Origin of the sequence: Bacillus infantis NRRL B-14911 (genome assembly GCF_000473245.1) — a bacterium.
In the GTDB taxonomy this organism is placed as follows: Bacteria; Bacillota; Bacilli; order Bacillales; family Cytobacillaceae; genus Bacillus_AB; species Bacillus_AB infantis.
The window spans coordinates 3319030-3342415 of the sequence record NC_022524.1; the positions used below are offsets into that span (position 1 = coordinate 3319030).

General features: G+C 45.4%; 22 protein-coding genes. 7 read left to right on the forward strand and 15 right to left on the reverse strand.

Annotation, left to right across the window (positions count from 1 at the left end; all coding sequences use genetic code 11):
- The 6 genes from N288_RS16865 to N288_RS16890 all read right to left on the reverse strand — a co-directional run bounded on the left by N288_RS16865 (window position 1) and on the right by N288_RS16890 (window position 8009).
- On the reverse strand, window positions 1-990 hold the full coding sequence (locus N288_RS16865) for a PstS family phosphate ABC transporter substrate-binding protein (RefSeq protein ID WP_009794878.1): 990 nt from the start codon (window positions 988-990) through the stop codon (window positions 1-3).
- Window positions 991-1353: 363 nt separating this feature from the next.
- Window positions 1354-3522, reverse strand: coding sequence for a peptidoglycan D,D-transpeptidase FtsI family protein (locus N288_RS16870; RefSeq protein WP_035403010.1), 2169 nt, complete (start codon window positions 3520-3522; stop codon window positions 1354-1356).
- Between the two features lie 146 nt (window positions 3523-3668).
- Window positions 3669-4886: an MFS transporter gene (locus N288_RS16875; RefSeq protein WP_009794875.1), complete on the reverse strand. Its 1218-nt coding sequence runs from the start codon at window positions 4884-4886 to the stop codon at window positions 3669-3671.
- A gap of 129 nt (window positions 4887-5015) precedes the next feature.
- Window positions 5016-5624, reverse strand: coding sequence for a superoxide dismutase (locus N288_RS16880; protein WP_009794873.1), 609 nt, complete (start codon window positions 5622-5624; stop codon window positions 5016-5018).
- Between the two features lie 184 nt (window positions 5625-5808).
- Entirely contained in the window at window positions 5809-6291 is a 483-nt protein-coding gene (locus N288_RS16885) for a DUF456 domain-containing protein (RefSeq protein WP_009794872.1), read from the reverse strand.
- Window positions 6292-6374: 83 nt separating this feature from the next.
- Window positions 6375-8009 carry a Na/Pi cotransporter family protein gene (locus tag N288_RS16890; protein ID WP_009794871.1) on the reverse strand — a complete coding sequence of 545 codons (1635 nt, stop codon included), beginning with the start codon at window positions 8007-8009 and terminating at the stop codon, window positions 6375-6377.
- A 225-nt stretch (window positions 8010-8234) separates the two neighbouring features.
- Between N288_RS16890 and N288_RS16895 the strand changes: the two genes are divergently transcribed.
- Window positions 8235-9008, forward strand: a complete 774-nt coding sequence (locus N288_RS16895) for a DUF1189 domain-containing protein (RefSeq protein WP_009794870.1) — start codon at window positions 8235-8237, stop codon at window positions 9006-9008.
- Between the two features lie 91 nt (window positions 9009-9099).
- Here N288_RS16895 and N288_RS16900 read toward each other — a convergent pair whose 3' ends face one another.
- Entirely contained in the window at window positions 9100-10860 is a 1761-nt protein-coding gene (locus N288_RS16900; RefSeq protein WP_009794868.1) for a methyl-accepting chemotaxis protein, read from the reverse strand.
- A 171-nt stretch (window positions 10861-11031) separates the two neighbouring features.
- Between N288_RS16900 and N288_RS16905 the strand changes: the two genes are divergently transcribed.
- Complete coding sequence (locus N288_RS16905) at window positions 11032-11370, forward strand: hypothetical protein (protein WP_009794867.1); 339 nt, start codon at window positions 11032-11034, stop codon at window positions 11368-11370.
- A 150-nt stretch (window positions 11371-11520) separates the two neighbouring features.
- Window positions 11521-12636 (forward strand): flavodoxin-dependent (E)-4-hydroxy-3-methylbut-2-enyl-diphosphate synthase, encoded by a 1116-nt coding sequence (ispG, locus tag N288_RS16910; protein WP_022544197.1) that lies wholly within the window; start codon window positions 11521-11523, stop codon window positions 12634-12636.
- Between the two features lie 76 nt (window positions 12637-12712).
- Here the strand turns inward: ispG and N288_RS16915 are convergent, their stop codons facing one another.
- The gene (locus N288_RS16915) at window positions 12713-13144 is read right to left on the reverse strand and encodes a DUF308 domain-containing protein (RefSeq protein WP_009794864.1); all 432 of its coding nucleotides are present in this window, start codon (window positions 13142-13144) and stop codon (window positions 12713-12715) included.
- 166 nt (window positions 13145-13310) lie between these two features.
- Between N288_RS16915 and N288_RS16920 the strand changes: the two genes are divergently transcribed.
- Window positions 13311-13880, forward strand: a complete 570-nt coding sequence (locus N288_RS16920) for a nucleotidase (RefSeq protein ID WP_022544198.1) — start codon at window positions 13311-13313, stop codon at window positions 13878-13880.
- A 39-nt stretch (window positions 13881-13919) separates the two neighbouring features.
- Here N288_RS16920 and N288_RS16925 read toward each other — a convergent pair whose 3' ends face one another.
- The 3 genes from N288_RS16925 to N288_RS16935 are packed head-to-tail and all read right to left on the reverse strand — an operon-like array spanning window position 13920 to window position 16041.
- Complete coding sequence (locus N288_RS16925) at window positions 13920-14333, reverse strand: Fur family transcriptional regulator (RefSeq protein ID WP_022544199.1); 414 nt, start codon at window positions 14331-14333, stop codon at window positions 13920-13922.
- A 56-nt stretch (window positions 14334-14389) separates the two neighbouring features.
- Complete coding sequence (locus N288_RS16930; RefSeq protein ID WP_009794860.1) at window positions 14390-15253, reverse strand: metal ABC transporter permease; 864 nt, start codon at window positions 15251-15253, stop codon at window positions 14390-14392.
- Window positions 15250-16041, reverse strand: coding sequence for a metal ABC transporter ATP-binding protein (locus N288_RS16935; RefSeq protein ID WP_009794859.1), 792 nt, complete (start codon window positions 16039-16041; stop codon window positions 15250-15252). The genes N288_RS16930 and N288_RS16935 overlap by 4 nt, the downstream gene beginning before the upstream one ends.
- A 170-nt stretch (window positions 16042-16211) precedes the next feature.
- On the opposite strand from N288_RS16935, the gene N288_RS16940 reads away from it, so the two are divergent.
- Window positions 16212-16466 (forward strand): DUF2624 domain-containing protein, encoded by a 255-nt coding sequence (locus N288_RS16940; RefSeq protein WP_022544200.1) that lies wholly within the window; start codon window positions 16212-16214, stop codon window positions 16464-16466.
- Window positions 16467-17064: 598 nt separating this feature from the next.
- On the opposite strand, the gene N288_RS16945 is transcribed toward N288_RS16940, so the two are convergent.
- Both N288_RS16945 and N288_RS16950 read right to left on the reverse strand, forming a co-directional pair.
- A complete protein-coding gene (locus N288_RS16945; RefSeq protein WP_009791421.1) occupies window positions 17065-17961 on the reverse strand; it encodes a deoxyribonuclease IV in 897 nt (298 codons plus the stop codon).
- 28 nt (window positions 17962-17989) lie between these two features.
- Window positions 17990-19300, reverse strand: coding sequence for a DEAD/DEAH box helicase (locus tag N288_RS16950; protein WP_009791420.1), 1311 nt, complete (start codon window positions 19298-19300; stop codon window positions 17990-17992).
- Window positions 19301-19683: 383 nt separating this feature from the next.
- Here N288_RS16950 and N288_RS16955 point away from each other — a divergent pair, with 383 nt between their 5' ends.
- Complete coding sequence (locus N288_RS16955) at window positions 19684-20256, forward strand: YqfQ family protein (protein WP_022544201.1); 573 nt, start codon at window positions 19684-19686, stop codon at window positions 20254-20256.
- 195 nt (window positions 20257-20451) lie between these two features.
- Window positions 20452-21393, forward strand: coding sequence for a 4-hydroxy-3-methylbut-2-enyl diphosphate reductase (locus N288_RS16960; RefSeq protein WP_009791417.1), 942 nt, complete (start codon window positions 20452-20454; stop codon window positions 21391-21393).
- A 36-nt stretch (window positions 21394-21429) separates the two neighbouring features.
- Here the strand turns inward: N288_RS16960 and N288_RS16965 are convergent, their stop codons facing one another.
- Both N288_RS16965 and N288_RS16970 read right to left on the reverse strand, forming a co-directional pair.
- Window positions 21430-22545, reverse strand: a complete 1116-nt coding sequence (locus N288_RS16965) for a Nif3-like dinuclear metal center hexameric protein (protein WP_009791416.1) — start codon at window positions 22543-22545, stop codon at window positions 21430-21432.
- The gene (locus tag N288_RS16970) at window positions 22532-23254 is read right to left on the reverse strand and encodes a tRNA (adenine(22)-N(1))-methyltransferase (protein ID WP_009791415.1); all 723 of its coding nucleotides are present in this window, start codon (window positions 23252-23254) and stop codon (window positions 22532-22534) included. The genes N288_RS16965 and N288_RS16970 overlap by 14 nt, the downstream gene beginning before the upstream one ends.
- Window positions 23255-23386 lie beyond the last annotated feature (132 nt).

Sequence of the window (23386 nt, forward strand, 5' to 3'; positions counted from 1 at the left end):
TTATTTAAGGCCTTCTAATGTCTTCATTGCCTCATCATACTCTTCATCCTTCAGCTTTACATAGCCTACATCTTCTGAAAGGACGCCGGCATTCTCGATCGTATATTTGACAAACTCATAAACTTCTTCATTTTTAAGAGATTCGTTTTTCACATAAGTGAAGAGCGGCCTTGACAATGGTGCATATTCTCCGCTTTCTACTGTTTCATTGTTCGGTTCAACAGGGCCGTTTCCGCCGTCAATCGGAACAACCTTCAGGCTGTCTTTGTTTTCAGCATAATAAGCATAGCCGAAGTAGCCAATAGCGTTTTTGTCGCCTGTTACACCTTGTACCAGTACGTTGTCATCCTCAGAAAGTGTGGCTTTTTCAACGATAGGCGCTTCTTCAAGGATTACTTCATCAAAATAGTCATATGTGCCGGAATCTGTACCTGGTGAATAGAATTTAATTTCCTCTTCAGGCCAGCCTTCACGGATATCGGACCATTTTTTCACTGATCCATCTTCAATCCACATTTTCTTCAGTTCTTCAACAGTCAGGTGATCAACCCAGTCATTGTCTTTGCTTACTACAACAGAGAGGCCGTCATTGGCAAGTTTGAATTCTGTGTATTCAATTCCTTTGCTTTCAAGCTCTGCTGCTTCTTCTTCTTTAATCGGACGGGATGCGTTGCTCAAATCTGTGTCACCGGCGATGAATGCCTTAAAGCCTCCGCCAGTACCTGATGATGCAACAGAAACTTTTACTCCAGGCTGTTCCATTCCGAACTCTTCAACGACAGCTTCCATGATTGGATATACAGTAGAAGAACCATCGATATTAATTTCGCCTTGAAGCTGCTTATCTTCATCACTTGCTTGCTCTGTGCTGTTGCCTCCGTCTGTTTGGGAACCATTTGTTGTTCCTTCTTCAGAGTTGCCGCAAGCTGCTGTGAATGCTAGCACTGCCCCGATCATTGCTGATAGTGCCAAGTACTTAAAGCTTTTCATTTCTTTATTCCCCCTAAGAGATTTGGTTGTTTTGTCCTACGAGTATTAGAATAAGGCTTTTCTATTAATCTGGTTTTAACTAAATGTAAAGCTTTTGTAAATGAGGTCTCCTTTTGTATTAAAATGTCGGATTTGAGGGAATGAAGATAAATTTGAACATAGAAAAGCCTGTCCCCGGAGGAGACAGGCTTATACTTATAATGAAAGATTTATATAGCTGCTGATTTGTTCCAGACACTTCGCTTTCCGCGGGGTCTCAAAAACTCTGCTGCCTCCTGCAGGACGTTGAATCTGCTTCTTCAAACTGCCCGCGCAGGAGAAAAATGCGCATGCATTTTATGATGAGTCTGCGTGCCTTGCTTATTACAGTCCAGCTTCCTCACGTTCAGCTTCCTGGCCTTCTTTTACATCTTCAATATTCTCCACTTTTTGGACTGCTTCTTCTTTATCTTTATTTTCTTCGGCACGCTTCTTCTTCAGATCGAAATAGGCATCCAGCACACGCTCGCCGATTTTTTTGTTGGCTCCATGATCGACGCTTCCCTGGTAGGCCCATGGGACTAGAACAGCCATGGCTACCTCAGGATTATCTGAAGGTGCATAGCTTACAAGGCTCAGGTTCATGGTTTCAGGCGGCTCCTTGCCGAAATCCTCTCTTCTTGGTCCATCGTAGAAGGCCTCCGCAGTCCCCGTTTTCCCTGCCGGCTTATAAGTTTTCCCTTTTCCGCCAAAGCTTCCGTAAGCTGTGCCGCCCGGCTCCTGCATAACCCTCCTGAAGCCTTCCTGGACGCGTTCAATCCAGTTTTCTTCTACATCAAGCCTGTTCAAGACCTTCGGCTTGATTTCCTCAAGAATCGGCCCGAGTTCACTGTTGTCCATCAGAGGCTCACGGATTTCTTTGACAATATGGGGCTCCATCCGGTTGCCGCCGTTGGCGATAGTGGAAACATATTGGGCAAGCTGCATATTGGAATAGGTGTCATACTGCCCAATTGCAAGGTCAAGCATAAAACCGGGCTTGTCGCTCATCCCCTTGAATCCGGTCTGCTCATTCGGCAGGTCGATTCCTGTCCTGACCCCAAGGCCAAATTGCGCGAAGGAATCCCGGATTGTATCAAACCCTTCCTCATTGAGCGGGAGCGGCCTGTCCGGCTTATAGACACCGTCCCCGATCCTTATGGCTGTCTGGAACATATAGACGTTGGAGGAATATTTCAGCGCATTGATATCATCTAGCGGCCCAAAGTTCTTCCATGATTTTTTTATTGGAGTGCCTTTGATTCGCAGAGGCCCGTCGAAGATGACTGACCCCGGCTGGATGACCCCTTCTTTATAGCCCGTAAGGATGGTGGCACCCTTTACAGCTGATCCGACATTATAGGTCGTCGTAATATTTCCCAGGGCATCATCCTGCATCTCGCCGTCAACGATTTTCTTGCCGGCCATCGTCAGGATTTCCCCGGTCATCGGATCCATCAGGACGGTATATGCCCTGTCTAGAAGTGCGGTTCCAGGGGAACGCTTGGCGGCCCTGAGCTCTTCCTCAAGGATCTTTTCCACTTCCTTCTGAAGTTCCATATCGATGCTCAGGACCAGGTCCTTGCCCCTTTGCCCTTCGCTGATCGTCTCAGTCTTCAGAAGGCTTCCGCCTTTATCGGTTATATTTTTAACCTTTGCTTTCTGGCCATGAAGGACATCCTCATATTGCAATTCGATATAGCTTTTCCCGACCCTGTCATTGCGGCTGTAATCTCGTGCCAGGTAATAATCCACCTTTTCCGCAGGCAGGCCTTCATCTGATTTTGAGATCCTTCCCAGCACCGATTGCAGCGTGCTGCCAAAAGCATAATATCTTTCCCAGTCAGTTGTCGTGTCCACGCCTGGAAGGAATTGAAGATTTTCACTGACAACTGCAAATTCTTCATTGGTGACATCTTTATTTTTCACGATTTGCGGAGTCAATGCATATCCGCTTGTGAAATCCCTGTAGATCGCCAGAATTTCTAAATCTTTATCTGTGAGGGAACTCAGCTCTTCCTCTGTGATGCGATCCAGTTTCAAATCATATACTTTTTTATTGAACTCTTTATCATCTTCATATTTTTCCTTTAAGGCATCAAGCTCTTTTTGTGTTACTTTTGCATCTGCCTTTTCCTGGTTCTTTATGATCCAGTAATCTTTCTTATCCCTCTCCTGGACTTTTTCTGTATCCTTCTGAATCAGGCTGGCCAGATTTTCCGCTACCTTAAGCATTTCCTCCTGGCTTGCGCCTTTATTTGTGTAAGTGATGGCATTCTGCGGCGTATTGTCCACAATTACCTTGCCAGTGCTGTCAAACATCTTGCCCCGCGGAACAGGGTTATTGACAGTCACGTCCTCCGTCCTCTCAATTTCCCTTTTGTAGTCATCCCCATACACAATCTGAACAACGCCAAGGCGAAGGATCAGCATGGAAAACAGCAAAAATACAGCAAAGAACAGCATGTTCAGCCTCATAGGCACATGGTTCTTCTTTTTTCTCTTTTTATTCAAAACAGCAGCACACTTCTTTCCTCATGAATTGTCTTCTTATATTGTAAAAGAAAGTAGAAAATATTTCTATAAACAGCCTGCTGGTTTTAACAGGAAATAATTAGCTTTCGGCACACAAAAAGAGGAGGGCAGGCTCCCTCCCCCTCCTATGCAGGCTTGATTTGAATTTTACGATAGAAGAAGTAAATCACTGAATGGCCTGCCCCCACGAACAGCAACAGAATGGGAATACTCTTTTCCTCGCTGAAAAAAGTTACTGCACCGAGGAAGCAGAGAATGGATACAACCCTGCCCATATTCAGAAATACTTCCCTGACGACAATATACTCAATCCTCATCTCAGCTGCTCGCCAGCCTGTTCCGATAACATCATAGGTCATGGAAACATAGGGAACAAGCAGCAGGGGATAAGCAATGGCAATCGAAGCCGCATACATGAGCAGCCTTGCGTACGTAACATCAATGATGATAAAAAAGATGCTGGCATATAGAATCAGTCCGCCAGCCAGGATCGATTTTATGCGGTATTTCTTTTTTATGAGCCTTGATGCAAGATAATACGCTACAAAGGCAATGCCCGAATTGATCAGCCCGAATGTCCCAAGAGCCATTTCACTGCCTGTCGATATAAAAACGAAGACAGAGATGACAAACACGAAGGTCCCCTCACGAAGCCCCTGAAAAAAATGTGCATTGGTGACAAGCTTCCAGTTGGGGTTATTATTTCTTTCTTTAAAGATGCGGACAAACCAATAGCCCCCTTCTGCAGGACGGCGCTTCAGAAAAAAGCTTAAAAAGACAGCAAGTGAGAACAGGACTAGAGAAAGTCCAAAAACAATCGAATAGCCTGTGAATTTTTCCAGCCTGGAAATGATGAAGCCTGCTGAAATGGGTCCAATCATCCCTCCGACTGAAGAAAGGATCCCAAGAAATCCGTTGAAAAAATCCCGCGTATCCGGCTCAGTAATTTCAAAGGTAAGCACATTAAACGCCAGCCAATAGAAACCATATCCCATTCCAAGCAGCGCTCCAAGGAGCAGCAGGAATTGGGATGCCTTTGTGCCGATGATCAGGACAGTCAAATAAAACAGAGCCAGGCATATGACGCCGATCCTCAGGACAATGACCCTGTCAATCTTCTTTGCCCATCTTCCTGCAAGTATAAAGGTAAGCGGCTGAATGACGACAATCGATAAATTATACAATCCCAGATCCTTGAATTCCCCTGATTGCTTCCATAAATAAATATTTACAAAAGTGTTTGAAAGAGCAACACTCAAAGAATAAAGCCCCCCGATTAATAGCAGCAGGGTCAGGTCTTTATTCAGCTCAATATTTCCGATCAGCTTATTCAATTTGCTCATTTTATAAAAACTCCCCTTTGTTTCTAAGGGTAGTCTTCTACAATGGGGACTTGCTTATTCATCCCTGAACGCTTTGATTGCATGCAAAAAGGCAGCAGACGAATCTGCTGCCTATCCTGGATGGAAAGATTATTTTGCTGAGCTGTAGCGCTTGGACACTTCTTCCCAGTTAACTGCATTAAAGAAGTTATTGATATATTCCGGACGGCGGTTTTGATACTTGAGGTAGTATGCATGCTCCCAAACATCAAGGCCAAGGATAGGCGTTTTGCCTTCCATCAATGGAGAGTCCTGGTTTGGAGTGCTAGTTACTTCAAGCTCGCCGTTGTTGACTACGAGCCAAGCCCAGCCAGAACCAAAGCGTGTAGTTGCAGCTTTTGCGAACTCTTCTTTGAAGCTTTCGAAGTTGCCGAATTTGCTGCTGATGGCGTCTTGAAGCTCGCCAGTCGGCTCGCCGCCGCCATTTGGAGAAAGGATCTGCCAGAATAAAGAGTGGTTGGCATGCCCTCCGCCATTGTTTCTTACTGCTGTGCGGACTGATTCAGGAACAGCATCAAGATTCGAAACGACTTCCTCAACTGTTTTTGAAAGAAGCTCTTCATTGCCTTCCAATGCATTGTTAAGGTTAGTTACATATGTGTTATGGTGCTTCGTGTGGTGGATGTTCATTGTTTCTTTGTCAATGTTTGGCTCCAGCGCATCGTAAGCATAAGGTAATTGCGGTAATTCAAATGCCATAATAAATTCCTCCCTATGTATCATTATTTAGCTTCCGAACGGCATCTATTCCATTTTTCAGAAAATAGAATCGTTCTAAAAGTCTTTAATGTTAGATTACCAAACTTGGGTAATCCTTTCAAACAAAATGCTTTGCCTGACAGATATACAATACCCTCTCTTCTCCCTTTTATGCATGCAGCGGTCATAAAACGAGAAACAGGAAGTACACAATCATGACTGTCTGAATGAAACCCTTTGCCGCAATGCTGCTGACAAAGCCGACAACCGATCCCATCCCGATTTTTGCAGCTTCCCTGATGCCCTTCCTATGGACAATCATTTCAGCGGCGATGGCGCCGATGAAGGGGCCGATCAGTATCCCTAAAACCGGGATGACAAAAGGGCCGGCCAGGATGCCGATCGTGCTTCCCCAGATTCCCGCCTTTGAACCTCCGTATTTCTTGATGCCAATCATATTGGCCGCATAATCGGCTCCGAACAGAAGAAGGACAAACATCCCCTGGACGAGCCAGAACAGCCACCCGAAGGGCTCAAAAGAATAGGACAGCCCATAAACAACAAATCCTCCGATGATGAAAAGGACGCTTGGGATGATGGGCAGAAAGAGGCCAATAAAAGCAATCGCAAATAAAATAATGATAATCGTCCAGTATACATATTCCATTAGACCAGCACCTTCGACTTTTTATTTTTCTATCCACTCTGAAAAAGGAAAAAGCAAGAGGTTTCCCTCTTGCTTACTATACACTAATTGTCTTCTCCTAAAACAGCCTCTGCAATGTTCACAGCATGATCACCGATACGCTCCAGATTGCTGATAATGTCCACATAAACAATTCCCGCCTGTCCGGTGCATGTCCCTTCATTCATCCTGATGATATGCTGCTTCCTCAGCTTTCTTTCCATCTTGTCAATTTCCTCTTCTTTTTTGACAACATGCCTTGCAGCTTCCTTATCATTATGGTCAAGCGATTCGAGGGATTCCTTTACCGTTGAAATCGTCAAAGCGAACATATCTTCAAGGTCATTCATCGCCGATTCAGTGATTTTCACTTTATTGGCCTGCTGATATTCAATCAGTTCAATGATGTTTTCAAAGTGGTCGCCGATCCGCTCGATGTCCCTTACTGTATCCATCAGGACTGTATGTTCTTCAGACTCATTTTCAGAAAGTGAGCTTGTTGATAGATTAATCAGATAATCTGTAATCTTGCGGTCAAGATTATTGATAGCTTCTTCAAGCTGATAGGTACTGTCTGAATGCTTTTTCAGCTTTGTCTTTAAGAACAGGTTTGTTTCTTCAAGGCCTTTAACCGCAAACGATCCCATCCTGAGCACTTCTTCTTTCGCCTGGCCAAGGGCAATTGAAGGAGACTGTTCTATAAACACCGGATCAAGATGCTTCGCTTTATAGTCAACAACTGAATCTTCGCCCGGAATCAGCTTTGTGACTATGAAGGCAAGCGCCGCTACAAATGGAAGCTGAATCAATGTGTTGGACGCATTGAAGATCCCGTGTGCAAACGCAATTGTCATTTCCGGATTGAGACTAAGCTTATCCTGTAAAGCTGAAATCAGCAGATTGAACGGATGAAGCAGTATCAGGAATATGGTTGTCCCGATCAGATTGAAAAGGACGTGTACAGCTGCCGCTCTCCTCGCTGCGACAGAGGCCCCAATGGCTGCCAGCACGGCAGTAATGGTTGTACCGATATTATCCCCGAAGAGGACTGGCAGAGCTGCATCAAGATTGATCAGATTCTCAGAGAATAAGCCCTGCAGAATCCCGATTGTCGCACTCGAGCTTTGGACGATGACCGTGAACAATGTACCGACCACTACACCAAGGATCGGGTTGGAGCTCATATTGACTGTTAGATCGTGGAATGCCTCAAGCCCCCTGAGCGGTTTCATTCCCCCGCTCATCAGTTCAAGTCCATAAAATAATGCCCCGAATCCAAAAACGATCTGGCCGGCATTATGTACTTTTTTATTTTTAAAGAAGAATAGCATGATCGAGCCCAATGCTATGATTGGAAGTGCATATTCCCCAACATCAATACCAATGATGAACGCCGTTACCGTCGTTCCGATATTTGCACCCATGATGACGCCAATTGCCTGGCGCAGGGTCATGAAGCCGGCACTGACAAGACCGACGGTGATGACTGTTGTAGCAGAGCTGCTCTGGATAAGGATCGTGACAATGATCCCCGCGAGAACACCCATGACCGGATTGGTAGTAAACTTGTCCAATATATCCCTAAGTTTATCACCGGCCGACTTTTGAAGGCCGTCGCCCATGAATTTAATACCGTATAAGAAAATACCAAGGCCGCCCAAAAATTCAAAAAGCATTTGCTGGATGTTTAGTTCCACCATTTTTCAACCCCTATAACTTTTTAGATTCGACATTAATCTACAAACCCCACATCATTATGTATGATGGGTAAATAAAAAGTAAAGATTCCTTCAGCCAAATTTACAATACCTTAACATTTAAGCCTAATGTTACAGTTGTGTTACAAATCTGTTTATGGATCATACTTGTACATATAGGGCTCTGCGGCTAAAATAAATGGTGAATCTTTTTAAGGGTGTGTCAAAATGAATGTATTTAAACAGTTTTTTAAAAGTCTTTATTCCCCAAGGGATATAGCAGCCTTCCGTTTTCAGGGAATCGGGAAGACAATTTTCTATGTTTTCCTCCTTACCCTCCTGTCTGTCCTGCCAACCATCTATTATTTCAGCACGGCCATCATGTCAGGAGCAGATGCTGCCCGTGAGAGTCTGGCAGAGGATATCCCTGACTTTACGATTGAGAACGGGGAACTGAATTCCGATCAAAAAGCTCCGATCATCATCAATAAAAACAGCTTTACCATTGTATTTGACTCAACAGGCACCGCCAATAAAGAAGAGCTGGCCGATTCCAATATGGCCCTCGCTATGCTAAAAGATGAATTTATGTTTGTTGCAGGCGGGCAGGTGCAAACGTATTCTTATTCAATGGCAGGCGATCTGACTTTGACGAAGGAAGACGCAGTATCCTTCCTGGATTCCATTGATTCAGTCCTGGTCATTTTCATCATTATTATGGCTTTAGTCATTTACCTGTTCAGCACCGCGGTTAAATTCATTGAGGTTTCCGTACTGGCGCTGATCGGCCTCCTTCTCCGCAGCATTGCCGGCCGCCGCCTGCAATACAGGCACTTATGGCGGATGGCCGCATACAGCGTCACGCTGCCGACTGTCTTCTTTGCGGTCATGGGCGCTTTGCAGACAAATGTGCCAAGCGGCTTCATGATCAACTGGTTTGTGTCCATCATCATCCTGATGCTGGCAATAAAGGAAGTGCCTATGCCAAAAAGCAAGCAATAAGCGTCAGTAATCAAGCTGTATTCTCAGCCGGATTACCCTTCCAATTTGCATATGAAAAAGGCGGACCATTCGGGCCGCCTTTTTTCATTCATTAATATTTAAACAATGATATGGTTTCCGCAAGCGACCCGGAAAGGGAGATAAGGCTCTCACCCGCATCATGGCTTCTTTTAGTCTTGGCTGCCTGCTCATTGGAAGCTGAAATCATTTGTTCTGCACTTGCAAGTGTTTCCTGGCTTACGGAGGCAAATCCTTCTGCTGCAGCCTCGGCTTCAGGCACTATCCCATTCAGGACGGCCAGTCCCTTCTCGGACTCTTTAATCATCATGCTTACTGATGAAATTTCCCGCATGAGTACATCAAATGTGTTCCTGCTTTTCTCCGCTGCCTCCAGATGAATCTCAAAGTTTTCCTGCATCTCCTGGAAGCCATCTGAAGCTTTAGCAGAAATACTCTCCATCTCTGCTATAGTTCCTGTTATATTTTCAGCAGCTTTTGAAGACTGCTCTGCCAGCTTCCTTACTTCATCAGCCACAACCGCGAAGCCTTTTCCTGATTCCCCTGCCCTTGCTGCCTCTATGGCCGCATTCAGGGCAAGAAGCTTTGTCTGCCCGGCAATATCCTGAATCAGCGTGACCACTTGTGCGATCTTATCTGAATAATCCCTTACCTCCTGTACAGAGGCAGAAACTGCTTTAAACTCCTTCTCATAGTTTCTCACGGTATGAACAAGATCCTTGATGCTTTCTTCACCTTCTGATGCGGATGTATTCATTGAGCTTGCGCTGGCAGTCATACTTCCCATCATCTGAGAGATGCTTTCGATTGAATTTTTCATTTCCTGAAAAAGCTGAATGCTTTTCTCTGAACTTCCTGCGGTTTCTTCTGCCCCGGCCCTTACCATGCGGATGGCTTCATTAAGGTGTTCCTGCTCTTCCAGAACCAGGCCGGAAATTTCCTGCAGATCAGCACCTGTCCATGTCAAATCCCTGGATGTATCCGAAATGCGGATGATCAGCTCCCTCATCTGGCTCATCATGCTATGAAAACTTTTTATCAGAGATGTAATCTCCGGGATTGTGGTTCGTGATTCTGCTTTTAAGTCAAGGTTACCCTTCCTGGCCTGCTTCATAATATCTCTTAACGTATTAAGCGGGCCTGTAATGCTTCGGACCAGCAGCAAGATGAGGAGGGCAGCAGCCGCTATACTGGCAATCGCTGCAATAAGTATGTATGTAGCCATGTCATAAACATTGTGCAGGTATTGCTCTTGCGGGATGGCTATTAAAAATACCCCATTAAGCTCCTGGACATTGTGATAGGAAAGGGTATATTCCTTTCCATTCAAATTTTCATGGGCAATCCCGGTTTTTGTTTCCTGGATGCCGGCCAAAAGCTTCTCCGGAAACTTCAATGAAGATTTTTTACTGACATCAAAAGCTTCCGCCTTTCCTCCCGAAATAAGAAAATATTCACCGTGCAGCCCATCTTTTGCCAGCTCCGCTTCCTGTCCCTTCAGCACCTGGTTTACCTTTTTGCTGAACTCATCTTCTTTTCCCACGTAAATGAACATCAAGTTCTGTGCAAGCTGGTAAAAGGTTTTTGTTTCTCTTTCCAGCCTTTGCTCCATAAGCTCTACCGCTGTATCTTTTGACTTTTCATATGAGATATAGGCAACTGCTGAAATGGCCGCAACAAGCAGCCCCAAAGTCAGGAACAGAAGCCTGAATTGCAGCGGCATCCTTGCCATGAGATTTTTCCCGGTTATTCTTAACTTCATACTCTGCAATGGCCTGGCAAAACGTTTGCCAGCCTTTTTAAGTTTGATGAAATACTGTGATGTTTTTGCCAAAATACATCTCTCCCCCTCTAATACCTTCAATTATAGAGAGGGATTGTTAAGCTTTTGTAAAAAAGCAGTAATATTTTCCTAAATCATTTTTCGTATGCATAGCTTGTTCTATCCTTGGATGTACAGGCATACATTCAGTATAAAAATACTGCGGATCGGAGGCTGTGCCCAATGAAACGGTTTGCTGCGCTGCTGATTGCTGTTCTTGCCATATATATTATATTTTATGATCTGAGCCGCGGGACCCTTCCTGCCCCTGACCAGGCCCCTGCCCTTGAAGCCTCTTCCATTGTGGAGCCGGATGAGGATGCTTTGGCCTATTTTGAACAAAAAGCAGTTCCCGGGGAGACTGTCCTGACAATCGTCGAGAGGCATCTGGACAGCTCAGTTCCCGTTTCTATCTCCCGGGTAGCAGCAGATTTTGAAAAGCTTAACAGCGGAGTGAAGGCCGGGAAGATTCAGGCAGGCAAAATTTATAAATTTCCGGATTACGCAAAAACTAGCAATTGAAAAGATAAATGCCAGAACCATCATTCTTGTCAATTCAGCAGGTTCATTGATACAATAGGATATAGTTTGACAGCGGCAGGACTTTGCAATGCGCTGCTGAAAATTCATTTTATATTGTTCCAATTCCATATTTAAAGGAGCGAATCACCATTGAGTGAAATTATACATCGTACCAAAACCCGCCCGGTCAAAGTAGGCAACCTGACCATCGGCGGCAATAATGAACTTGTAATCCAAAGCATGACGACCACTAAGACGCATGATGTGGAAGCTACTGTTGCTGAAATTAAACGGCTTGAAGAAGCAGGATGCCAAGTGGTCCGGGTGGCGTGCCCTGACGAAAGAGCGGCAAATGCGATCGCTGAAATAAAGAAAAGGATCAATATCCCTCTTGTAGTGGATATCCATTTTGATTATAAACTGGCTCTTAAGGCTATCGAGGGCGGAGCTGACAAAATCAGGATTAATCCTGGTAATATCGGCCGCCGTGAAAAAGTGGAAGCAGTTGTTAAAGCTGCAAAGGAAAAAGGGATCCCGATCCGGATCGGTGTTAATGCCGGTTCACTGGAAAAGCGGATCATCGAGAAATACGGCTATCCGACTGCCGACGGTATGGTGGAAAGCGCCCTGCATCATATTAAAATCCTTGAAGACCTTGATTTCCATGACATCATAGTTTCCATGAAGGCTTCTGACGTCAACCTGGCCATCGAGGCTTATGAAAAAGCAGCCATGGCGTTTGATTACCCGCTTCACCTTGGAATTACAGAATCAGGGACCTTGTTTGCCGGCACGGTGAAAAGCGCCGCGGGCCTTGGTGCCATATTAAGCAAAGGCATCGGAAATACTTTAAGGATTTCCTTGAGTGCCGACCCTGTCGAGGAAGTAAAAGTCGCCAGGGAACTTTTGAAGTCATTCGGACTTTCATCCAATGCTGCTACACTCATTTCCTGCCCGACCTGCGGCCGGATCGAGATCGATTTGATCAGCATTGCCAATGAAGTGGAAGAATATATCCAGAAGATCAAAGCACCTATAAAAGTAGCTGTGCTAGGCTGTGCTGTAAACGGCCCTGGAGAAGCCCGTGAAGCAGATATCGGCATCGCCGGCGCCCGCGGGGAAGGCCTATTGTTCCGTAAAGGAAAAATAGTCCGCAAAGTCCCTGAAGATACAATGGTCGAAGAATTAAAAATCGAGATCGATAAAATCGCTGAAGAATACTATGCTAAACAAGAAGCTGAAAAGCAGCTTCAAATGAATGATTAAGCGGCTTGCCGCCCCTTCAGCTGAAGCAAATAAAAGACCGGCTCAATTGTGAGCCGGTCTTTTTTCCCTTCTCCGCCTAAAAGAACGGAAGGATAAAGATTCCGATGATAATGGAGACGGCACCGATGCCGATTGCCCAGGCCCCGGTTGTGCGCGCCCCTCTTCTGCGCGCTATGAAGCCGAGAATGATGCCGGCAGCGCCAAACAGAATTGGCAGGACAAACAGTGAAAGAATCGAAAGCGCTAAAGCTCCATACCCCATCATACCGCCAGAAAGGTCCATCCCGGCATTTTCTTCCCCGCGGTAGTCCTCCCCGCTGCTGTTTCTTCCCAGCGAAACAGGTGCTGCGATTTCGGCGGCTGTTTCTTCTGTATAATTCCTTGATCCATATTCATTATTTTCGCCAAGCTCTTCGCTGTGACGAAGGTCTTGTTCTTGCTGTGAGCGTTCTTGATCTGCCAATATAATCCCTCCGCTTTCAGAAGCCTGATTTGTTAGTAATGGCAAATTAGCTGCCCCCTTCTATAGGGGCATTATTTATTATCTGCTCTTTCCCCCTGTTTTACGATGCTAATGTATGGATAAAAAAACAGGCATTTCTCCTGCAATCCTTTTTGGCGGGCACTAGTTCTGTTAAGATGGTATGAGACATCCATATAAGGAGAAAAAACATATGAAAAGATTTGGCATTGATATCGATGGGACAGTGACCTGCCCTTCCTCGATCATCCCCTATTTGAATGAAGCGTTTCAATTAAACCTGACCCTGGAGGATGTAAAAGAGTATGACTTAAATCCCCTGGTTGACATAAGCGAAGAAGAATTTGCAAAATGGTTCCTTGATAATGAACCAAAGATTTATGCCAACTCCCCGCTGGCTTCAGGAGCAAAACAGGTCCTGAAAGAATGGGAATCAAAGCATGAGCTGTACTTTATCAGTGCACGCGGCTCTACCCTGCAGGAATTGACCGAAGAATGGTTTCTTGAAAACGAGCTTCATTTCCATCATGTAGAATTGATCGGCTCTCATGATAAAATCAGTACTGCAAAAAAGCACAAAGTGGATATATTCTTTGAAGACAAGCATGATAATGCAGTTGCGATCCATGAAGAATGCGGCATACCCGTCATCCTTTTTGATACACCTTATAATCGCGACCCGATCCCTGAAGGGGTTATAAGGGTGAAAGGCTGGTTTGAGGCGAAGGCAGCAGTTGAAAAGTGGCTGAAAGCTGAAAAATAAAAAACGAAAAAACCGGCCCCCAGGCCGGTTTTTCATTTATTAATGAACACAATCCGGGCAGCGGCCATAAATCTCGAATTTATGGCCGGAAACATCGTATCCCTTCAGGTTCTCCTGAAGCCCATTCATTGGGCAAGTATCAATCTCCTTTGTTTTGCCGCAATCAAGGCAGATAAAGTGATGGTGATGGTGATGGTGCGAGCATGTAAAACGGAAATGTTTCTCTCCGGACAGCTCGGTCATTTCAAAAATCCCCAAATCCACAAACAAAGAAAGGTTCCGGTATATAGTGTCAAAGCTTAACCCGGGATAATCGTCCTTCAATTTATCAAGTACATCTTTGGCAGTCAGGTATTTATTGCTGTCAGAAAAGAACTGCAGCATTTCCTCACGCTTCCCTGTATGTTTATATCCTTTTTCTTTTAAAAGAATCAAGGCTTCTTCCACATTCATTGCAATCACCTCTTTAAATCGCGCTGCCTTCTCCCGGCAGCTGTTCTTGGCCCTTCCTATGCCCCGGCTTTTTCAGAACCGGCTGCAAGTTTCAGGAGCAGGGATTTTATTAAAATGGTCAACACAAGAATTAGGACGGCAATCATTACAATCGTCCCTCCTGGAGCGAGATCCAGGTAATATGAAACCGACAGTCCCCCAAGGACAGAGATTTCACCAAAAATCACCGAGAAAAGAATGGTTTGCTTAAATCCTTTCGCAATACGGATGCTGGCAGCTACCGGGAGTGTCATCAGGGACGAAACAAGCAAAATCCCGACAATTCTCATGGAGGCCGCAATGACCAGGGCAACCATTACGATAAAAATGAAATGGACACTTTTTGCGGCAATCCCGGATGCCTTTGCATGCTCTTCATCAAAGGAAAGCAAAAATAGCTCTTTATATAATAATACTATAAGAATTGCCACAACGGCGCTAATGATTAAAATTAACCACAGGTCTGTCCTGCTGACGGCACTTACACTTCCAAACAGGTAGCTGAACAAGTCTGTATTGAAGCCGTCCGCCAGAGAAATGAAGATCACTCCGATCCCGATGCCTCCTGAAAGAATGATCGGTATCGCAAGCTCCTGATAATGCTTATAAACAGCTCTCAGCTTTTCAATAAAAAGTGAGCCTGCAACTGAAAATGTCATTCCCATATACATCGGGTTCAGGCCGCCGGATAGCATAAGTTTCTTTTCCAGGAGGAGGCTGGCAGCAATCCCTGCAAGTGTAACATGGCTCAGGGCATCGGCTATCAGCGACAGCCTGCGGACAACAATGAATACACCCAGAATCGGGGCAATGATGCCGATAATAATGCCGGTCAAAAAAGCATTCTGCAAAAATTCATATTGAAGGATTGCGGAAATCATAATGTCCCTCCTTCATGGTGGTGATGGTGATCGTCATGATGAAGGACGTGAAGCCCGTGACCGTAAAACTCAGAAACCTCATTCCGATCGAATTCTTCAAATTCTTCTGTCCTTCCATGAAAATGAAGATGCTTATTCAGGCAGGCTACATGCGAAACCTTATCGGTTATCGTACCAATGTCATGCGTGACAAGAACAAGCGTAATGCCCAGTTTTTTATTTAAATCCTCAAGCATCTGATAAAATGACTGCACATTCTGTGCATCAACCCCGACAGTCGGTTCATCAAGAATCATCAGTTTTGGGCTGCTGACAAGCGCTCTCGCAATGAAGACCCGCTGCTGCTGCCCTCCGGATAGCTCCCCTATATTGCGTCCGGAAAAAGCAGTTAAACCGACTGATTCGATCGCTTCCGCAACTTTTTCCCGCTCCTGCCTGCCGGCAAAACGGAACAGGCCAAGCTTTTTCGTAAGGCCGCTTGAAACCACCTCAAAAACAGTCGCAGGAAATCCGGTATTGAAGGAGTTCGCCTTTTGGGAAACAAAGCCGATTTTTGATTGGTCCCTGAATTTTCCGATTGGCTGTCCAAACAGAAAAATGTCACCTTTCTGGGGCTTAAGAAGCCCCAGGACCATTTTTAGGAGAGTGGATTTTCCTGAACCATTCGGTCCTACTATCCCAAGGAATGCCCCTTCAGGTACAGTTAAATTTATATTTTCCAGCACATTTTCTTTTTCATATCTATAAGTGAGATTTGATATCTCAATTATGGGAGTTTGGTCTTTCATTTTTATCACCTTTTTAATATAAGAATGATTCCGATTTAACTTAAGTAGTATAACGGAACTTTTCCCTAAAGTAAAGAGAAGCGGGCTGAATGGTTTAATTTTATTCTGGAGGCAATTTTCAGTAACATTTCCGGGCTATTGTACATATGGTACAGAGGAGGTGGGAGAAAATGAAAATATTCGAAAACATCATCAATCATAAAGTCAGCACGATAACGACTGAAGAGCTTTTAAAATACGCTAAGCAATTCCAAATATCCATAAATCAGACACAGGCAAAGCAGATTGCCAATTACTTAAGAGGTAAACAGGTAAACATCTTCCAGGATTCAGAACGCTCCAAAATCATTAAGGAAATTGCCAAAATTGCCGGACCCGACACAGCAAGGGAAGTAAACAAGCTGTTTATGCAATTTACGAAATAGAAATGCGGAAAAGCCTTGCTCAGCCCCAACAAGCATAAGACGCTTGGGAATAGAAGGCGTTCTTTGCCTTCAATTCCCAAGTGGCTTATGACTCGAGGGGCTAGGCTTTGGAGCTGGACAAATTAAAATGCGGAGGCGGCTTGCCCAGAGACGACAAGCATAAGACGCCAGAGAATAAAAGGCGTTCTTTGCCTTTAATTCTCTGGTGGCTTATGACTCGAGTCTCTAGCCGCTGGAGCTGGACAAATTGAAATGCGGAAAAGCCTTGCTCATCAGAGGAACGTATACTCAAAACTTCAGTTTAGTCTGCAGCCTATACCCAATATAAAGAACCATAGATGTTAGTATGGGCTGTTGATTTCCGTTGCAGGCACTTCGCTTTCCGCGGGGCGAAGTTGAGCCTCCTCACGCTCCGCGCTGCGGGGTCTCAACTTTTTCGCTGCAATCCCGCTGGAGTCTACGTGCCTTCCACTGCAATCAACAGGGTTAATGTAATTCTTTTCTGCTTAACACCTAATCGGCAGGGAATGATTACCTCTTTAGCCTGAAGCCTCTCTCATAAAAAATACAGCTGCAGCACCCTGCAGCTGTATTTCATTTATTTGCCTTCCATGATGTCCGAAAGAAGGTTTTCATTGAATTCCTTATTCCTGAGCATCTCAATTTCGTATTTGTATGGAGGCATTTTGCTGTTCTTATCTTCCCCGACAAATGGCGTCTCAAGGATTTTCGGGACTTCTGAAAGCTGCGGATGATGGACGATATAACTTAAAGCGTCAAAGCCGATATGTCCGTACCCGATGTTTTCATGGCGGTCCTTTTTCATTCCCCGCTCATTTTTGCTGTCATTGATATGAAGCACCTTCAGGCGGTCGAGCCCGACAATTTTGTCGAACTCATTCAAGACGCCATCAAAGTCTTCTACGATATTATAGCCGGCATCATGCGTATGGCATGTATCAAAGCAGACGGATAGATGATCATTATACTTGACCCCATCGATGATCATGGCCAGCTCTTCGAAGTTTCTCCCGCATTCAGAGCCTTTGCCTGCCATTGTCTCCAGAGCAATCTGGACATTTTCCTCGCCATTCAGGACTTCATTCAGCCCTTCAATGATTTTTTTGATGCCCTCTTCTGTTCCTGCACCAACATGCGCACCGGGATGAAGGACGATCTGTCGGGCGCCGATTGCTTCAGTCCGGTCTATTTCCGAACGCAGAAAGTTGACTCCCAGCTCAAAGGTCGAAGGATTTGTGGTATTTCCTATATTGATGATATATGGGGCATGGACAATGATATTGTCAATTCCATTGGCCTCCATATGGCGCCTGCCTTCCTCAATATTCAAATCCTCAATCTTTTTCCGGCGTGTATTTTGAGGGGCTCCTGTGTAAATCATGAAAGTGCTGGAGCCGTAAGATACAGCTTCCTCACTTGCGGCAAGGAGCATTTTTTTCCCGCTCATCGACACATGCGAACCAATTTTAAGCATTTCATTCTCTCCCTCCGGCAGCCTGCCTTTATTTCTTTTTAAGCCTTCTTTGGCGTTTCTTGATGCTCTCTACTTCTCTTTGTATTTTCTTTTTATAGCCTGGCTTTACATTTTTCGGTTTTTTCACACGGGATTGAGCATGGGCATCAATCTCATCCGTCTGCCTTTGCCGCTTTTTCCGTCTATTGCGGTCGCCCAAATCAATCCATTCACCCTTTTGAAGATCAACATGCTTGAACTCGATCCCCAGCTTTTCCAGCCTGTTCAGCGCATCTTCATCTGACGTATCATAAATCGTGAGAGCGATGCCGGAAGATCCTGCTCTTGCCGTGCGGCCTACACGGTGGATGTAAAAGTCCAGATCGGTCGGCAGCTCATAATTGATCACATGGCTGATTCCCTGGATATCGATGCCTCTGGCAGCAAGATCGGTCGCAACAATATACTGGAATTCCAGATCCATAATCTGCTTCATCATCTTCTTGCGCTCACGAGGGCTGAGATCTCCGTGAATGCGGCCTACTTTTAAGCCTTTTTGCATAAGGGCATCTGCGACTTCATCAGCCTTTTTCTTAGTATTTGTAAAGACGATCGCCAAATATGGATTAAATGCCTCCAATGCACGAAAGACAATTTCCGTCTTATTTTTGTGCTTTGAAGGGAGCAGATAATGCTCAATTTTTGCAGCTGCAATCTGCTTGGGCTCTATTTGGACGAATTTTGGATTTTCCAGATACTTTTTCAGAAATGGCTTCAGCTTTTCCGGGATTGTTGCCGAGAATACAAGCATTTGAAGCTTTTCAGGCATCTTGCCTGCAACCTGGTCTACATCTTCAAGGAAGCCCATATCCAGCATCAGATCAGCTTCATCCACGACCAGCATTGAAGCGGTATGGACGAGAAGTGCATTTTCCTTGACCAGGTCGTTGATCCGGCCCGGTGTCCCTACTACTACCTGGGGCTGCACTTTCAGCTTCTCAATTGTCCTCTGTTTATCTGTTCCCCCTATAAACAGTTTGGAGCTGATTTCCTCATCGCCATCAGCCTGCTCTGTTACTTTAAGTACTTCCTTATGGATCTGGGTGGCCAGCTCCCTTGTCGGAGCAGTTATGACAGCTTGTACCCCCTGCCTCGAAGGATCAATTTTCTGAAGGATCGGCAAAATATAGGAATGAGTCTTCCCGGTGCCTGTCTGGGACTGTCCAATCGCACTATCCCCTTTAAGGATAATCGGGATCAGGCGTTCCTGTATTTCTGTGGGCTCATAAAACCCGAGCTTTTTGACAGCTTCTATAATAAATGGCTTAAGTTCGTAGCGTTCGAATTTCGTTTCCGTCATAATTAACTCCTTATAGTTAGTGGCCGCAGCCTGAGTGGACAACTTGCCTCACCAGTCTTTGTCCATCATATTATTATAATAAAGTTTCATGCAAAAGACCACCAATACCGCTGATATAATTATTTTAGCCATTCAGGGAGTTTTTAATAGGCTTTGGCATTGTTCCAACTTTATTTGGGACTCATCCAGCCCGATATTGTGCATGCCATGTGAAATCTGGATCACAAAAATAAGCACGGAATCAGCAGAAATGTTCCGCAACAGGCACTTACTAAATGCCCGGCAAACATGAAAATAGGGAAACATCCGCAGAAACCTAAACCAATTTCATGACAGGTGCATAGCTTACATAAGGAGAAACTTTTAAGTAAAGGAGGCAAATTATGCAGCCTAGACCCCGTTTTCCGATGCAGGGCGGAGGAATGCCGCCGCAATTTAGAGGCCCGATGCAGGCCAGGCCCAATTTCGGCCCCATGATGGGACCTATGCAGCAGACACGCCAGGGAGGCGGAGGACTGCTGGCCAAGCTTCTGGGCAAAGGCGGGAATCCAGCATCTGCAGCCGGTGGTTTGAATAGCATGCGCGCCGCAGCTCCGGGCGCTGCCAATGCAGCCGGTTCAGGCGGATTCCTGAAGTCGATTGCCAACCCGTCCAGCATTTCGGGATTCTTGTCAAATACACAGAAAATGCTCAATACAGCTCAGCAATTCGGACCGATGGTACAGCAGTATGGCCCAATGGTCAAAAATCTTCCGGCCATGTGGAAACTGTACAGAGGATTGAAGAGCTCCGGAAATGAAGAAAGTGAAAAGGAGGCAGCTTCTGAAACAAAAAAAGCCCCCTCCCCGCCTGAGAAAAGAAAAACTGAAACAGCCGGGTCCCACCAGCCTTCAGAAGCTCCCAAACGTGCCAAAGCTCCTGGAAAGGGCAGTTCCTCACCCAAGCTGTATATTTAGAATCCGTGAAGAATGCAGCTTTTTGCGCATTCTTTTTGTTTTGGCCTCATTCATCCAGCTTTTGAAAAATGCAATGATTTTTACTGCCAATTGAATGCCCCCTTTTGTAATATCTCTACAAGTCTTATATAATGTAGGGGCAGTTGATTCTCTTAAAAATAAGTTTCAGTTCCACTGCAATGGGAGGATTGGAGAATGGATGTTTTAAAAATTTCGCCGCGGGGCTATTGCTATGGGGTTGTCGATGCAATGGTCATAGCAAGGAATGCCGCTTTGGATAAAAACCTGCCGCGGCCGATTTATATACTGGGCATGATTGTCCATAACAAACATGTCACCGATGCATTTGAAGAAGAAGGCATTATAACGCTGGATGGAGAAAACCGTAAAGATATCATTGAAAAAGTCGACAAAGGCACTGTCATTTTCACGGCGCACGGCGTCTCCCCTGAAATCCGCGAAATTGCTAAATCAAAGGGGCTCGTAACGATTGACGCCACCTGTCCGGATGTGACAAGGACCCATGATCTTATCAGGGAAAAAGACGCTGAAGGCTATCAGATCATTTACATCGGCAAAAAAGGCCATCCTGAGCCTGAAGGCGCCCTTGGAGTTGCTCCGCATGCAGTATCTCTTGTACAAACTGCAGAAGATGTCGGCAAGCTCACCCTGGACAGCAGCAAAATCATTGTTACCAACCAGACGACTATGAGCCAATGGGATGTCGTCACTGTCATGGATAAGATAAAAGAGAAATACCCTCATGCAGAGTTCCATAAAGAAATATGCATGGCTACCCAGGTGAGGCAGGAAGCGGTCGCTGAACAGGCAGGAGAAGCCGATGTACTGATTGTAGTCGGTGACCCAAAGAGCAACAACTCCAATCGCCTTGCCCAGGTGTCCGAGGAAATTGCAGGCACCACCGCATACCGGATTGCCGATCTTTCTGAACTGAAGATCGAATGGCTGAAAGATGCCAAAAAGGCGGCTGTCACAGCAGGAGCTTCTACTCCTACACCAATAACAAAAGAAGTCATCACTTTCCTTCAGCAGTTCGATCCTAATGATCCGGAAACGTGGAAAACCGAGAAGAAAGTGCCTCTCAGCAAAGTGCTTCCAAAAATCAAGAGAGCTTAAAGAAAAGAGCTGCAGCAATCGCTGCAGCTCTTTTCTTTATATAAATTTGAAAGGATCTGTATGCACTTCTGAGGAAATAAAATTCACATCATATCCCTTTTCCCTGGCCATTTTTTCAAGGATATGAGCCACACCCTTCTTCATGACCTTTTCTACATTATGGCCTGGATCAATAATGTTCAGGCCCATCATCATTGCATCATGCGCAGTATGATAATACATATCCCCTGTTACATACACATCCGCGCCTTTGAACTTGGCCTGGGTAAAATATTTATTTCCATCCCCGCCCAGGACAGCCACTTTCCTGACAGGAGAGTTCAGATCTCCGACTACCCGGACCCTGTCAAGCCCGAATGCCTCTTTAATTTTTCCAGCAAATTCTTCAAGCGTTGTTTCAGGAACTGTTCCGACCCGTCCAAGCCCAAGTGATTGGCCTTTATTATCAAGGTGATAAATATCATAGGCAGGCTCTTCATATGGATGGGCTTTAATCATTGCAGAAATCACTTTCTTTTCCAGATGATCCGGAAAAATTGTTTCCACCTTGACTTCCTTTACCTTTTCCAAGCGGCCTCTGGTCCCGATGTAAGGGTTGGCTGAGTCCCCGGGCATAAACTGTCCGGTTCCTTCCGAAGAGAAGGCACAGAAGCTGTAATCTCCAATTGCCCCGGCACCTGCCCTGCCCAGCGCCTCTCTCAGAGCCTCAGCTGCTTCAAGCGGTACGAAAACAGCCAGTTTCTTCAGGCTGGTTTCATGTGTGGGCACAAGCACTTCTGTGTTCTCTAAACCAAGAGCTTCCGCCAGGAGGTCATTCACGCCGCCCTCAGCCACATCAAGATTCGTATGAGCCGCATATACGCTTATATCATGCTTTATGAGCTTCTCGATAATCCTTCCGGCTGCTGTATCCGTATTGATTTTCTGCAATGGCCTGAAGATCGGGGGGTGATGGGCGATGATGAGCTGCACATTCTTTTCGATGGCTTCATCAACGACCTCCTCCAGCACGTCAAGAGCAATCATGACATTTTGCACCTTATTATTCAGTCCGCCAATCTGCAGTCCGATTTTATCGCCTTCCATTGCCAGGTTCTTTGGAGAGAACTCCTCAAACAAAGAGATGATTTGATGGCCGTTAACTTTTTTCACTCTTTACTGCCTCCTCTGCCATAGAGATTTTTTGGCCGAGCTCCAGCCTCCTTGTCCGTGTTTCTTCCGAGTCTGCAGCTTTATCCAGTTCCTGCAGAATCCTTTGCCAATTTTTCATTTCATGCTGCCATTTTTTCTGGAAGGTATCCGTTTTTTGCGCTGTAAGGAAGGGGCCAAAAAGAAAGGCGCTATTCTCATCCTTCCCCTTGTAGGGACGGAGCGGCTCTCCATGCTCTGCAACCAGGATTTCGTATATCTTTCCATCCTCTTCAAGGATATCCTCTTCTATAAGCTCCCAGCCGTTTTCAATAAGCCATTTACGGATTGAAATGGCGCTTATATTAGGCTGAAGGACAAGCCTTTTCACTGAAGACAGCTTTTCTTTTCCCTCTTCCAGGATACTGGCAATCAAGGCGCCTCCCATACCCGCAATGGCTACACAATCGACTTCTCCGCCTTCAATCACTTCCAGGCCATTCCCTTTCCTGACAGCTATCTTATCGCCCAGCCCTTCCTGGTTGACTTGATTCCTGGCAGACTGAAAGGGACCCTCTGCCACTTCGCCTGCGACTGCGAAGGGCACTTTGCCCTTAGAGACAACATGGCATGGAAGATAGGCATGATCTGAGCCTATATCAGCGAAGGCTGCACCATCCGGAATATATTCAGCGACACGTGCCAGCCGCTGTGATAATTGTTCTGTATTCATCTCTTACATCACACCACTTTACATAGATTCAGGTACATAATTATTCTCTTAGTATAAAAAAGCCGGAAAGCAATGTCCAGCAGCCCGGCAGGACTTATATCCAGGAGTCTGATCGGAGCTCCAAAATAAAGA